The organism is Thioclava sp. FR2 (assembly GCF_051200875.1).
GTDB lineage: Bacteria > Pseudomonadota > Alphaproteobacteria > Rhodobacterales > Rhodobacteraceae > Pseudotabrizicola.
In genome coordinates, this window is record NZ_CP195191.1 from 2,472,417 (window position 1) to 2,486,250 (window position 13,834).

Consider the following 13,834-nt stretch of genomic DNA (forward strand, 5'->3'; position numbering starts at 1 on the left):
ATTGTTGCGGTCTTTGTTGTGCCCCCTGACGCCGGAACAGCGGCGTCAGGAGGCCTTCACCCAAGGCGCTCTCGTGCGGCCCACCCGCATGACGAGCGATTTCACCTCGAGGAATTCTTCCAGGCCATAGCGGCCGATTTCGCGCCCCTGACCCGACTGTTTCATTCCGCCGAAGGTGACTTCGGGGAATCCGTCCATCCATGTGTTGGTCCAGACCGTTCCGGCCTTTGCCGCCCGCGCAAAGGCCAGACAGGTGTGGATGTTCTCGCTCCAGATGCCTGCCGAGAGGCCATAGTCGGCGTCGTTCGTCAGGGCGATGGCCTCTTCCAAGGTGCGGAAGGTCAGCACGGTCAGCACGGGGCCAAACACTTCGTCACGCGCGATCGCCATGTCGGGGGTAACCCCTGTTACGATCGTCGGCTGATAAAATTGCGCCCCTAGACCTTTCAAGGCCAAAGGGGCACCACCCATAACGACCTGCGCGCCGGCATCGCGGGCGGCTTGCACCGCTGCGTTGATTTTGGCCCCATGTTCCGGCGTCACGATCGCGCCCACTTGGGTGGCGGGGTCCATCGGATCACCGAAAGCTACCCGTCGCGAGAGTGCCTCGACCTGTGCTACAAACTCTTGCGCGATGTCTTCGTGGACAATGATCCGGCTTCCTGAATTGCAGCATTGGCCGACATTGAAGTAGACGCCAAAAGTAACTGCATCGGCGGCGCTTTCCAGATCAGCATCGGGAAAGATCACCTGAGGGTTCTTCCCGCCCAGTTCCAAAGCCACCTTCTTCAAACTGTCAGATGCCGTTCGGGCGATCAGCTTTCCAACGGCCGTGGAGCCGGTGAAGGTCACCATGTCAACGTGACGGTGAGAGGTCAGCGTTGCGCCAACCGGGTTGCCATAGCCAAGGACGATGTTCACGACCCCCGCGGGAAGTCCGGCCTCGACCAGCAGTTCAGCCAGCATGACCGTTGTCGATGGCGTCATCTCGGAAGGTTTGACCACGCAGGTGCAGCCTGCAGCAAGCGCGAAAGGCAGCTTTTGGGACAAGATCCAGAATGGGAAATTCCACGGCGTGATGATCGAAACCACGCCAATCGGCTCTTTCAGAACCACGGCAAGAATGTCCGCGCCCAAGCTGTTATGGCTTTCACCATGAAGGCTTCGCGCTAGGGCTGCGGCGTAGCGCCAAAGATCGGCGGCGCCTTCAATTTCACCCCTTGCCTGGGTGATTGGCTTGCCGGATTCCAGCGTTTCGATCACGGCAAAGCGTTCGACATTCGCTTCGATCAGATCAGCGATCTTCAGAAGGACCGCCGCCCGGGCTTTGCCTGAAAGCTGGCTCCAACGTCCGTCGTCGAAGGCGGCGCGTGCTGCTGCTACTGCGGCTTCGGCGTCAGCAGCGGTACCTTTTGCCGATTGGCTGACCAAATTGCCATGTGACGGCGCGTTGCGGTCTGAGAGAGTGTTGTCCGAACTGTCTTGCCATGCGCCATTGATGAAATGGCGGTTCAGGCGCGGCGCGGGCAAGATTGCACCAGAGTTCGGGATGAGCGTGAGGTCATTCATGGATCAGGTTCCCGGAAATTCGGCTTTGCGTTTGGCCCGAAACGCAGCCACGCCTTCGGCGCGGTCATCACTTGCCGCGATCGCCGCGCTGCCGAGGGCTTCGATCATGGCGGCTGGATCTTCGCCCCTTGCGGCATGGATCATCGCCTTGTTGATTTCGACGGCCCGCGGCGACATCTCGCAGACTTTGGCAGCGATCTGGTCGGCGGCTGCCCGCGGATCATCCGACACCTCGGAAGCAAACCCAGCCGACAAACAGCGTTCGGAACTGATGCGCCTGCCAAACAACGCCATTTCCTTAAGCATGGGCTCGGGGATCAGGCGACCCAATCTTTGCGTGCCCGACCAGCCGGGGACGATTCCGATCCCGGCCTCGGGCAGCGCAATGGTTGCCTTTGGCGCCATGACACGCAGATCGCAGGCTGCGGCGAGTTCAAGCCCGCCGCCAAAAGCATGCGCCCCAAGCACGGCGATGGTCGGCTTGGAAAGCCGCGCCAAACGGTCAAAGATACGGTGGCCGTCGCGCACCCAATGGCGCGCAAATTCCGCAGGGGACAGATTGCCCCAAGCCAAGATATCAGCGCCCGAGCAGAAGGCGCGTGCCTCGGTCGCGGTCAGCAACACGCAGGCGATGGCCGGGTTGCGATCAATCGTCTCCAGATGGCCTGCAAGCTGCGAAAGCATCTCGATGGTGAAAGCATTCAGCTTGGACGGATTGTCGAGGCGGAGTTCCGCGACGCGCCCCGAGAGGTGAAGGTGAACTGCCCCTGTCATGGCTGCCACCCCATCGGTTGGGTGGAGAGCAATGACCGAGACATGACGATTGCAGTCTCAGCCACCTGAACGCGACCGTGGCTGGCCGCGATGATATCGCGCTGCGGGTCGATGCCGGGCATGATTTCGGTTGCGATCAACCCGTTTCCGGAAAGCCGCATCACGCAACGTTCGGTGATGTAGAGAACCTCTTGCCCCTGCTCTCGTGCACGACGACCCGAAAAGGTTACATGTTCGACCTTTTCCACCATTTTCGTGAATTTTCCGGGCCGTTCTACCGTGATCCCGTCTTGGGTCAGCCCTATCTGAGCCCCGGCCTCGAACCAGCCGGAAAAGACGATCTTTCTGGCATTGGCGGTAATGTCGACAAAGCCACCGCATCCGGCAGTCAAATAGGGCTTCTTTCCAAGTTTCGAGACGTTCACATTGCCTTCTATGTCGACTTCCAGAAACGACAGGAAGGACATATCAAAGCCTGCGCCTTGGAAGTAAATGAACTGCTGAGGCGACGGGACATAGGCATCGGCATTCGACGCACAGCCAAAGGCAAAACCAGTCAGGGGCATTCCTCCAACGGCCCCTTGTTCGATCGCCCAAGTGACCGCTTCGGGGTGGCCTTCTTCCAACAATATGCGTGGCACCATCGCCGAAATGCCAAAGCCGAGGTTGGCTGTCATCCCGCCTTTCAGCTCCATCGCTGCGCGGCGCGCGATCACCTTTTCAATCCCGTGTTCGGCAAGCGAGAAGCTTGACCAAGGGCGCATGATCTGGCCGGAAATCGCAGGATCATAAGGGGTTTCGCAGGTCTGTTTCTGATCCGGGTCGATCACGATCATGTCCACCAGATGCCCCGGAACCCGCACGTCATGCGGCCGCAAACTGCCGCGGGCCGTCACCCGTTTGACCTGCGCGATCACAAGCCCACCGTGATTGCGCGTGCAGATTGCCTGCTCTAGGCCGCCGAGATAGGCCCCTTCGTGCTCATAAGTCAGATTGCCGTGTTCATCCGCTGTGGTCGCCCGCAAGATGCAGACATTTGGGACGATGTTAGGGAAGTGAAGCCAGGTCTCCCCCCCAAATTCGACCCTGTGGACGATGGGATTTGCAGCCCCTTTGTCGTTCATGGCGCAGCCTTCACGAACGGGATCAGCGAAAGTGTCCATTCCGACTTTCGTCAGAACGCCAGGACGGCGCGCTGCGGTTTCGCGGTGCATATCGAACAAAATGCCCGAGGGAACGTTGTAGGCGGCAATTCTGTCTTCGACGATCATCTTCCAGATTTCGGGCATGGGAAGGTTGGAAGACCCCGACGGGTATGAGCCCGCCAACACCCGCGTCAAAAGTCCATCCTTTGCGATATGGTCGATGCCTTTCACGCCATACATGTCGCCCGCAGCGATGGGGTGAAGCGTGGTCAGGTTTCGCGGATGGCCCATTGCGTCAAACCGTTCCCCGATGGCCCGCAGAACAAGATCAGGGCAACCGAGTGAGGAGGATGACGAGACGGTGATGACTGCCCCGTCCGGGATGCGCGCGACCGCTTCGTTGGCACTGACCACTTTGGACATCAGATGGCTCCGTAGTTGACGGGGGTTCTCTTTCCCGTTTGCGCGGCCTCTTGGACCGAGAGGGCAATGGCGAGAGATTTGACACCATCCCAACCGGTGGCTGCCGGTGTTCCATCGCCACGGACAGCGGAAAGGAAATCGGCCACCGCTTGGCGATAAAGGTTGTGGGCAGAGAAGCTGACCTCTTCGACACCACGTTCGGACGTGAAGGTGATCTTCCCGACGGGTTGCTGGGTCATCACGCCTTGGGCAAAGACCGAGCCTTTGGTTCCGTGCACTTCGAGGCCGGAGCCCGCAAAGGGATGCGTAAAGCTTTCATGGGCAAAAACCATTGCACCTGAAGGAAAATCCCAGATTGACATGCAACTGTCTTCGACGCCCTGCCCCATGCCAGATGCCGTCGAATGCGCCACGACAGAAGTGGGATCCTCTTCCAGCAAGAAACGGGCAACATCGGCATCGTGCACGGTGATGTCGGCAATCACGCCACCGCCCGCAGCGGGGTTATTGATACGCCAGCCGCGCAGCGTTTCCGGCAAATGCACGGCATGGTGAATCCGCACGGACAGAACCTTGCCCACGGCACCAGAGCGAATGATTTCCCTGATTTTCCGGTGACTTCCGGAACAGCGGAGGTGGTGATTGGTAGCAAAGCAGAGATTGGATTTCTCGGCAGCAATCACCATCGCCTTTGCATCCTCCAGACGCATGGCGAGCGGCTTTTCACAGATCACATGCTTTCCCGCGGAAATGGATTCCATTGCCTGCGAGAAATGCTTTTCGTTGGTCGAGGAAATGTAGACGGCGGAAATCGACGGATCGGAGAGGATCTGAGCGATGTTGTCGGTCGCATCCGGAATGGCGTGTTTCGCCGCGAACTCCCTAGCGCGCCCAAGCGTAGCACTTTGGACAATCGCGGGGGTCTCACCACAATCGCGCAGCGCAGCAATCATGTGTTGCTCGGCAATCGTACTTGCCCCTATCAGCCCCCAGCGCATGATTCCCCCAATTTGGATCGTTCCAAATCATTAATGGAACGATCCAAATTCTGTCAACTAGGAAAAATTTGCTGGGGTTTCATTCTTCGTTTGGCAGGCGCAATATGCCGTCAAACGGGGGAAAAGATGGACATTCGCTGGCTTCAAGATTTCTTGGCCTTGGCCGAATTGCGGAATTTTACGCGGGCGGCGGAGTTCAGGAACCTGTCACAGGCTGCGTTTTCGCGCAGAATCCAATCGCTGGAGCACTGGGTTGGTACAGGGTTGGTGGTTAAGGGTTCGCAACCTGTGCGGTTGACCGAAGCAGGCGAGCAGTTCCGCGAAGGCGCGCAGGTCAGTGTCGAGCGACTGCTGGAAACACGCGCCGGCATCCGTGGGCATCAATTCGAAGTCATGAGTCAGATCAGGCTGGCCATGCCTAACGTCTTGGCGAAAAGCGATTTTCGACGCATCCTTGGGCTGATCGGGACCACGGGGAAAGCCTCTTTTTCGGTCATTGTGGGGACAACATCCGAGGTTACGGCGCGCTACCTTGCGGGGGACGCGGATATTCTGTTGGCGCATGATTGCCCAGCGCTTCCCAGCCATGAAAGCCTTGCAGCGCAGGAGCGTTTTGTCCTGCGAAAAGACCGTTTCTTGCCCTATGCGACAAAGGGAAAGGACTTTGATTTTCCTGGCACCGCAAAGACCCCCTTCCCGCTGATCGCCTATGCGCAACGTGCTTATTTTGCTGAACTTTTTGAACATGTCCTAGAGCGAAACGGGGGACAGATTTCCTATCGGATGGCCGTTCAATGTGACATGTCAGACATTTTGAAAGAGGTGATCGTTGCCGGGCATGGCGTGGGTTGGCTGCCAGAGAGCGCAGTGGATGCCGCCAGCGCCGCGTTGATTGCGCCGGTAGGTGGCCCGGAATGGGAGCTTCCTCTGGATATTTGTGCGTTTCGGCCACGCCGCAAAGCCGGGCCGAAGCTTGAGGCGATCTGGGCTGCGCTGACTGGAGCCCAGTCATAAGCCCGAAAAACGCGATGCACCTTGCGTACACCCCCTGTACACCCCCCGTCCAGACAAGTTGGCCGACAGTCATCTGCGCCTTCTGCATCGGCGATGCAGGATTTGCATTGGACGATTAGACCAATCCGGCGCACCAAGGTTGCCAATGAAACCAGCGGGACACCCCAACCAAATGATGCACGACATGCGCCGCGAAGAAGACAGCCTCGGCCATATGGATCTTCCCAGAACCTGTCTTTGGGGCATTCACACCCAAAGGGCGATCGAGAACTTTCCGATTTCAGGGATACCGCTGAGCCATTTTCCCGAATTCATCCGGGCTTTGGCATGGGTCAAGAAGGCCGCAGCATCTGCCAATCTGGGACTGAAGGTGCTGTCCGCCGAGAAGGCGCGGGTGATCGAGGAAGTCTGCGATGAGATCATCGCCGGACGTTGGCACGATGCCTTTCGTGTGGACATGATCCAAGGCGGTGCGGGCACATCGACCAATATGAATGCCAATGAGGTTATCGCAAACCTTGGCCTTTTGAAGATGGGCTACAAGCCCGGAGACTATGCCCATCTTCACCCCAATGATGACGTGAACCGCAGTCAGTCGACGAATGACGTTTATCCAACGGCAATGCGGCTTGCCATCGTCTCGCAATGCGAAGCGTTTTCGGCTGCGCAGATGCGGCTGGTGGATGCGCTGCGCGAACGGGCCGAGGCGTTCAAGGATATTCGCAAGATCGGGCGCACCCAGTTGCAGGACGCGGTGCCGATGACCTTGGGGCAAGAGTTCACTGGCTTTGCCGTGACGATCATGGAAGATGTTGAAATCATCGACCGCCTGAAGAACCTGCTGCTGGAGGTGAACCTTGGCGGCACGGCGATTGGCACGCGGGTGAACACCCCTGAGGGCTATGCCGAGGCCGCCGTTGCCGAGTTGGCCCGTGTTTCGGGGATGCCCGCGAAACTGGCGGGAGACCTGATCGAAGCGTCAAGCGATACGGGCGCCTATGTCACCTTCTCGGGTGTGTTGAAGCGGATCGCGGTCAAGCTGTCGAAAATCTGCAATGACTTGCGCCTGCTGTCCTCGGGCCCGCGGTCAGGTTTTAACGAGATCAAACTTCCGGCTGTTCAGGCAGGATCGTCGATCATGCCGGGCAAGGTGAACCCGGTGATCCCAGAAGTCGTCAATCAGGTCGCGTTTCAGGTGATCGGCAACGATCTGACGGTCACGATGGCGGCAGAAGCCGGGCAGTTGCAATTGAATGCCTTTGAACCGGTGATCGTGCTGAACGTCCTGCAAAGCATGCGGATCCTGAGCCATGCGATGGACACCTTGGCCGAACGCTGCATCAAGGGGATCGAGGCCAATGTGGCCCAGTGCGAGGGGCTTTTGGAAAACAGCCTTGTTCTGGCCACCATGCTGGTCCCGCATATTGGCTATGCCAAGGCCGCGAAAGTTGCAAAGACCGCTTTGGCCGAAGGTGCCGCCGTTGCAGAAACAGCCGTCGCGCTTGGCTATGGAAGCCGGGAAGAAATAGAAGCGATGCTGCGCTAGCGGGTCTTTACCCCTGGCAACTGTGGTCCGGGGCGTTCACGCGCCTCGGACCTCTTCCTTGACAATTCGGCCATCTTCCAAGGTCAGTATCCGGTCGGCCTGATCCAGAATGCGGTTGTCATGCGTGACCATCAAGGTGGTCGTGCCACGGGCCTGACCCAGCCTTTTCAGGATGTTGACGACATTTGCACTGCTGTCCCGGTCAAGCGCGGCGGTTGGTTCATCGGCCATGATCACATCAGGGTTGCCGACCAAGGCCCGCGCGATTGCAACACGTTGCTTTTGCCCGCCGGAAAGGTTCGCGGGCAGATAGTGCAATCTTTCGGACAAACCCAGCAAAGCAAGGGAGTGGGCGGCGGCGCGAGCGGACCATTGGTCATCGACCCGTCCATGAACCTGAAGACCCATCGTGACATTCTGGATGGCTGTCAGGCTTTCGTGCAGGTTATGGGCCTGAAAGATGAACCCAAGGCGACGCCGCAGAAGGATGAGGTCGGTCTCTGATGCGGCGTTCAACTCATGCCCCAAAAGTTGGGCCGAGCCTTCTTGGACATCCCGCAGGCAGCCCAGAAGCGTAAGCAAGGTCGTCTTGCCCGAACCAGAGGGGCCAACAAGAGCGGTAAAGCTGCCGCGAGGGATGGAAAGGTCGATGTCGAAAAGCGCCTGCTTGCGGGCCTCGCCGGTTCCGAACCAGTGGTTCAGACGTGTAGCGGTTATGGGGAACTGGTCCATCGCCTCTGCCCCTAGAACAAATCGGCCGGATCGGCGGCGGCAAGTCTTCGCGTCGCGATCGCCCCCGAGATCGTTGAAAAGACAATGGTGCCAAGGAAGACGCCAATGGCCATGGTCGGTGTCATCATAAGTGGCAGCGTTGTCATCTTGCCCATGAAGGTCAGGATGGCCGTGCCGATGAGAAGCCCCGGAATGAAACCAAGGATGCCCAGCACCAAAGCCTCTTCGAAAACGACGCCCAAGAAAAACCCGGGGCCGTAGCCCATTGCCTTGAAGGTTGCGTATTCCTTGAGGTGGTCTGCCACGTCGGTCGACAGCACCTGATAGACGATGACCAGACCGACGAGAATGCCGATGATGACCCCAAAACCAAAGATCAGGCCGGTGGGGCGTTTCGTCTGTTGGTAGGTCAACTCTTCCTGACCTGCTTGCGTGTAGGTTCTGATCCGCAGGCTTTTGTCCGAAATCAGATCATGTAGGCGGGTGACGACCGTTTCGGCATTTGCCCCCGGTGCCACCTTTAAAAGGATATGGTCGGGGGCCGCCGACCTGCGCGCAGCAAAGAGCGTCAGGAAGGTCTGGTCGGAGGTGAACATGTATCCATCGCCGCCGAAGCCACCCCCGCCCGAAAAGGTATCATACAAGGTCAGCGTCTTGCCTGAGGTTTCGAACGACACCGGCGTTTGGGGGCGGATGGCGGCGGTTTCGTCGCGTGGCAGACTTCGCGCAAGGCGATCCAGCAGGGCGGACATTTGCACCTGAAGCGGGCCGCTCTTTGCGGCAATGTCAGGCGCAAGAAACTCTGGCTGGGCTGGGTCAATGCCAAAGGTGGTCAGGGCAAGGTTGGCGGGTTCTCGTTGCCAATTGGTGTTCGCAAGAAACAACCCCATGCCGGCCGTGACATCGGGGTCTTCCATAGCCTGAAGCATCCATTGCCGGGCGACATTTCCGCCTTCGTTCAGGGCGTTCGAGTCACTGGCCGAAATCATGATATCCGCGCGGAAGAAGGCATAGGGCTTGAGCGTGGCAATGGCCATCGAGTTCATGATGCCAAGTTGCACGAAGACCAGCACATTGGCGAAAGCTACCCCCGCCAAGGCCGCCCCAAAACGCGTTCGGGAATGGGTGAGTTGCAACCATCCGATGGGAAGGCGGCCAAAAAGAGCCTGCAAAAGCCGGCTCATTGAATGCGACCCGAATGGGTGTCGATCCGTGCGATGACTTCGAGATTGATGAAGCGAGCGGCGACTTCGGTCGAGGCATCGTCAAGTGCAACCATGACCTTGACCACACGCGCATCCGTGTTTGCCGCCGTGTCGTCCGACAGCAAGCCCTGCCGTCCCACGGTCAAACCAATAGACGCCACTTTGCCCTGAAAGGTGTGGCCCAAAGCGGTAGAGACCAGTTCGACGGGCTGACCGACCTTGACCTGAACGATCCGGTCCTGCCAGATTTCGACCTCGGCCATCATGACACTGATATCGCCCATCTCAAGAATACCCTCGGCGGGCGGGCGTTGTCCGGGTGTTGTGTGGATGTCAAGAATGGTCCCGTCTATGGGGGCCAAGACCGTTGAGCGGACCAAATCGGCTTCTGCGCGGTCAAGATCCGCGCGTGCGGCATCAAGGTTGCGTTCGGCAACAACAACATCGGGCTGGTCATCAATGGCCACAGCCGTAAATCGGGCCAAGGTTGCTTCAGCCCGTGCAACGGAAGCAAGGGCCTGCCGTTCGGCGGCTTGCACAGCATCAAGTGTGGCTTGCGTGGTGACTGCACGCGTGAACAGATCGGCGGTGCGCTGGCGCTGCGATGTTGTCTCATCGGCTGCAGCTCGGGCCTGATCCAAGGCGGCTTGCGCCTCATCGCGGCTGGTCTGCACCGTTGCCTTGGTCTGCGCGAGCGTTGCCTCGCGAACGGCAAGATTGGCCTCGGCCAACAGGACCGCACTTTCAAGGACAGAAACATTGTCGAGCATTGCCAAAGCATCCCCGCGATGCACCTTATCTCCGATCCGCACCAGTATTTCGGACACCCGCGCATCGCCCGCACCATAAGGCGCTGCCACAACGGAAACATCCCCGCGTGGCAAAAGGCGCGCCAAGCCAACAACATCTGTTGGCCGCATCGTTTCAGCCATATCTTTTGGAAGTTCGACTTCCGGCGGCAAGGCAATTGGATTGGACGCCCCCCCGCCCGGAATTAGCCCGGTCATTTCGTAGAATTTCTTCAACCCCGGCGGCTGGTAATACATTCCCATGACGCCGCCGGAAAACAGCAGGGCAGGGATCAAGAGCACAAGAAAGATGCGTCGGTCAAAGCGCAAGAGCCTTTGACTTCGCGTGGTTGGCGGCTTGGCGAAGTCCAGCGGCAGATCATCTGATGGCGTGTCTGACATGTTCGTTTCCTGTCTGATCGCCGCATCTAACGTTCAAACCAACATTCGCGAGATGACTTAAATCAATAAATTCGAATCTTTAATGTGCGAGACTTGCATCTGTGCTGCCAGAAAAGCCGAATTCCGTTGCCCGGTTTTCGTCCTGTGTGCTGGCCCTTTTGGAAAAGGAAATCGAGATGCGGCTGACCACTCGGACAAATCTTGCCGTTCGGGTGCTGATGTTCTGCGCCGTGAACCAAGGGCGCATTGTGCGGACCCCGGAAATCGCCGAGCGCTGCAACGCCAGTGTCAACCACCTGTTTCAAGTCGTGAACCTGTTGCAGGAACTTGGTTTCATTCAAACCCAGCGCGGACGGGCGGGCGGGGTTCGGCTGGCGCGAGCCGCCGAGCAGATTTCGATTGGAGCCGTGTTTCGAGAATTCGAAGCGGGCGCACCCTTTGCCGAATGTTTCGACGAAAAGACCAACACCTGCCCGCTGCATCAAACCTGTCGCCTGCGCGGGTACATTCACCGCGCGCTGGAGGCCTTTTATCACGAACTGGACTTGATCACGCTGGATGATCTGGTGCGCGGCAATTGTGGCCTGGTTGGGCTATTGGACCTTGCTCCGAAAGTTCCAGAAACCTGCCTTTCGGATCGGTAAGCGTGGCAGTGGCCGCTCGTCCAACCGTTACTTCGCGGCAATTGGAAAGGCTTTGCGTAAGGGCATCAACGCCCGCCCTAACGCGTGGACGCCGCTTTGCCCGTTGCCAAGGCTTTCGGGACCGGAGCGCACCCTTTTCCAAACAAGATGTCAAGGAAGGCCAAAGCCCCGACGGAAAGACGTTTGCCCTGAGGCCATGCGACATGCCAGTGGCGCAAGAGAGGAAAGTCTTCCAAGGCAAGTTCGGTCAGATAGCCTTGCTCAAGCTCTAATAGCGCCGATCCCCTTGAAAGCACCGAAAGGCCAAGCCCTGCCATAACGGCCTGCTTGATCGCCTCGTTGGCGCCCAGTTCCATGCGGACCAGCGGCTCGATCCCTTGCTGTTTGAACCACCGTTCCGCAGCAATCCTTGTGCCCGACCCCTGTTCCCGCATGACGAAAGCCTCGGTCGCAAGGTCGGTTGGCTGCACCGGCTTGCCCGCCAAGCGGTGATCGGGTGGCGCAACCATCACCAGTGGATTTTCGGCAAATCTGTGGGATTCCGCATCAAGGCCCTCTGGCGGTGTGCCAAGGATGTAGAGATCGTCCTCATTTTCGGCAAATCGACCAAGGAGTTCTTCGCGGTTGCCCACGGTCAGAGAGACGTCAATTCCCGGATGCGCCCGGCAAAATTCGCCAAGGCGGCGGGGAATGTCATATTTTGCCGTGGACACGATTCCAATGCGAAGCCGCCCTCGCGCCATGCCAGAGAGATCGGCCAAACGCATTTCCATCTGCTCCAACTCGCCCAACAGGTCACGGGCCGAGCGCAAGACAACCTCGCCGGCCTCCGTCAGAAACAACCGCCGCCCAAGCCGTTCGATCAGCGCCATACCGACCTGATCTTCAAGCTGGCGAACCTGCGTGAAAACAGCGGGTTGTGTCAGGTTCAGCGACTCTGCCGCACGGGTATAGGACAGGTGGCGCGCAACCTCCTGAAAGATCTGCAATTGCCGAAGACTGACATGCAAAGGAATAACCTTTTCTAAAGTCTTTCACTAAAAACTATTCATTTTTCTGAATTCACGCAAGTTCATAACCTGCCCCTCAGAACCGGATGGAAACATTCGAACCGCAACCGCCTGGGAGGAGACCGGGACATGAACGCACAGCCAAAGAAAAGATATGACGCCGGTGTCAAAGAATACCGGTCGACCTACTGGGAACCGGAATATGCGGTGAAAGAGACCGATATTCTTGCGGTTTTCAAGGTGATCCCACAGGCAGGCGTGCCGCGCGAAGAAGCCGCCGCCGCTGTGGCAGCCGAAAGCTCGACCGGGACATGGACGACGGTCTGGACCGACCTTCTGACCGACCTTGACCATTACAAGGGTCGCGCCTACCGGATCGAGGATGTGCCCGGCCATGACGATGCCTTCTATGCCTTCATCGCCTATCCGGCAGACCTGTTCGAAGAAGGCTCGGTCGTCAACGTCTTCACCTCGCTCGTAGGCAACGTCTTTGGTTTCAAGGCCGTCCGCAGCCTGCGTCTGGAAGATGTGCGCTTCCCGATCTGGTTCGTGAAAACCTGTTTTGGCCCGCCCCATGGCATCCATGTTGAACGCGACAAGCTGGACAAATACGGCCGCCCACTTTTGGGCTGCACGATCAAGCCGAAACTGGGCCTCTCGGCCAAGAATTATGGCCGCGCCGTCTATGAATGCCTGCGCGGCGGGCTGGATTTCACCAAGGACGACGAAAACGTCAATTCGCAGCCCTTCATGCGTTGGCGTGACCGTTTCGATTTCTGCCAAGAGGCCATCGTCAAATCCGAGGCGGAAACGGGCGAGCGCAAGGGCCACTATATGAACGTGACCGCGCCCACGGTCGAAGAAATGTTCCGCCGCGCCGAATATGCCAAGGAAATCGGCACGCCGATCATCATGTCGGATTACATCACGCTGGGTTGGGCCGCGCACAATTCGCTGTCGAAATGGTGCCGCGACAATGGCATGCTGTTGCACGTCCACCGCGCCATGCATGCGGTGCTGGACCGCAACCCCAATCACGGCATCAACTTCCGCGTTCTGGCCAAGCTTTTGCGGCTTCTGGGCGGCGACCATCTGCATTCCGGCACAGTGGTCGGCAAGCTGGAAGGCGACCGCGAGGCCACCCTTGGTTGGATCGACCTGATGCGCGACCGCTATGTGAAAGAAGACCGCTCGCGCGGCATCTTCTTCGATCAGGACTGGGGCTCGATGCCCGGTGTCTTCCCGGTCGCCTCGGGCGGCATCCATGTCTGGCACATGCCGGCGCTGGTCTCGATCTTCGGCAATGACTCGGTCCTGCAATTCGGCGGCGGCACCCTTGGCCATCCATGGGGCAATGCGGCGGGCGCCGCGGCCAACCGCGTGGCGCTGGAGGCCTGCGTTCAGGCCCGCAACGAGGGCCGCCAGATCGAAAAGGAAGGCAAAGACATCCTGATCAACGCCGCCAAGCACAGCCCGGAACTGAAGGTCGCCATGGAGACCTGGAAGGAAATCAAGTTCGAGTTTGACACCGTCGACAAGCTCGACGTGCAACACCGCTGATCATTTTCTGTCTGAAAATATCCC

Annotated in this window: 12 protein-coding genes; 4 read left to right on the forward strand and 8 right to left on the reverse strand. The window is 58.6% G+C overall.

What is annotated here, in order from left to right; translation table 11 throughout:
* Positions 1 to 45 precede the first annotated feature (45 nt).
* The 4 genes from ACSBLW_RS12015 to ACSBLW_RS12030 are packed head-to-tail and all read right to left on the reverse strand — an operon-like array spanning position 46 to position 4,909.
* Positions 46 to 1,569 carry an aldehyde dehydrogenase family protein gene (locus tag ACSBLW_RS12015; protein ID WP_435256859.1) on the reverse strand — a complete coding sequence of 508 codons (1,524 nt, stop codon included), beginning with the start codon at positions 1,567 to 1,569 and terminating at the stop codon, positions 46 to 48.
* 3 nt (positions 1,570 to 1,572) lie between these two features.
* The gene (locus ACSBLW_RS12020) at positions 1,573 to 2,343 is read right to left on the reverse strand and encodes an enoyl-CoA hydratase/isomerase family protein (protein ID WP_435256860.1); all 771 of its coding nucleotides are present in this window, start codon (positions 2,341 to 2,343) and stop codon (positions 1,573 to 1,575) included.
* Positions 2,340 to 3,911: an acyl CoA:acetate/3-ketoacid CoA transferase gene (locus ACSBLW_RS12025; protein WP_435256861.1), complete on the reverse strand. Its 1,572-nt coding sequence runs from the start codon at positions 3,909 to 3,911 to the stop codon at positions 2,340 to 2,342. Before ACSBLW_RS12025 ends, ACSBLW_RS12020 begins: the two co-directional genes overlap by 4 nt.
* Entirely contained in the window at positions 3,911 to 4,909 is a 999-nt protein-coding gene (locus ACSBLW_RS12030) for a Gfo/Idh/MocA family protein (protein ID WP_435256862.1), read from the reverse strand. Before ACSBLW_RS12030 ends, ACSBLW_RS12025 begins: the two co-directional genes overlap by 1 nt.
* 126 nt (positions 4,910 to 5,035) lie before the next feature.
* Between ACSBLW_RS12030 and ACSBLW_RS12035 the strand changes: the two genes are divergently transcribed.
* Both ACSBLW_RS12035 and ACSBLW_RS12040 read left to right on the forward strand, forming a co-directional pair.
* On the forward strand, positions 5,036 to 5,923 hold the full coding sequence (locus ACSBLW_RS12035) for a LysR family transcriptional regulator (RefSeq protein ID WP_435256863.1): 888 nt from the start codon (positions 5,036 to 5,038) through the stop codon (positions 5,921 to 5,923).
* Positions 5,924 to 6,098: 175 nt separating this feature from the next.
* Entirely contained in the window at positions 6,099 to 7,469 is a 1,371-nt protein-coding gene (locus tag ACSBLW_RS12040; RefSeq protein ID WP_435256864.1) for an aspartate ammonia-lyase, read from the forward strand.
* A gap of 36 nt (positions 7,470 to 7,505) precedes the next feature.
* Here ACSBLW_RS12040 and ACSBLW_RS12045 read toward each other — a convergent pair whose 3' ends face one another.
* Genes ACSBLW_RS12045 through ACSBLW_RS12055 form a run of 3 tightly spaced genes read right to left on the reverse strand, consistent with a single transcriptional unit; the run spans position 7,506 to position 10,596 of the window.
* Complete coding sequence (locus tag ACSBLW_RS12045; protein WP_435256865.1) at positions 7,506 to 8,201, reverse strand: ATP-binding cassette domain-containing protein; 696 nt, start codon at positions 8,199 to 8,201, stop codon at positions 7,506 to 7,508.
* A gap of 11 nt (positions 8,202 to 8,212) precedes the next feature.
* Positions 8,213 to 9,385 carry an FtsX-like permease family protein gene (locus ACSBLW_RS12050; RefSeq protein WP_435256866.1) on the reverse strand — a complete coding sequence of 391 codons (1,173 nt, stop codon included), beginning with the start codon at positions 9,383 to 9,385 and terminating at the stop codon, positions 8,213 to 8,215.
* Positions 9,382 to 10,596, reverse strand: a complete 1,215-nt coding sequence (locus tag ACSBLW_RS12055; RefSeq protein ID WP_435256867.1) for an HlyD family efflux transporter periplasmic adaptor subunit — start codon at positions 10,594 to 10,596, stop codon at positions 9,382 to 9,384. Before ACSBLW_RS12055 ends, ACSBLW_RS12050 begins: the two co-directional genes overlap by 4 nt.
* A 176-nt stretch (positions 10,597 to 10,772) precedes the next feature.
* On the opposite strand from ACSBLW_RS12055, the gene ACSBLW_RS12060 reads away from it, so the two are divergent.
* The gene (locus ACSBLW_RS12060; RefSeq protein WP_435256868.1) at positions 10,773 to 11,240 is read left to right on the forward strand and encodes an Rrf2 family transcriptional regulator; all 468 of its coding nucleotides are present in this window, start codon (positions 10,773 to 10,775) and stop codon (positions 11,238 to 11,240) included.
* Between the two features lie 77 nt (positions 11,241 to 11,317).
* On the opposite strand, the gene ACSBLW_RS12065 is transcribed toward ACSBLW_RS12060, so the two are convergent.
* The gene (locus tag ACSBLW_RS12065; RefSeq protein WP_435256869.1) at positions 11,318 to 12,229 is read right to left on the reverse strand and encodes a LysR family transcriptional regulator; all 912 of its coding nucleotides are present in this window, start codon (positions 12,227 to 12,229) and stop codon (positions 11,318 to 11,320) included.
* Positions 12,230 to 12,379: 150 nt separating this feature from the next.
* Here ACSBLW_RS12065 and ACSBLW_RS12070 point away from each other — a divergent pair, with 150 nt between their 5' ends.
* Positions 12,380 to 13,810: a form I ribulose bisphosphate carboxylase large subunit gene (locus ACSBLW_RS12070; RefSeq protein ID WP_435256870.1), complete on the forward strand. Its 1,431-nt coding sequence runs from the start codon at positions 12,380 to 12,382 to the stop codon at positions 13,808 to 13,810.
* The last annotated feature ends 24 nt before the right edge of the window (positions 13,811 to 13,834 follow it).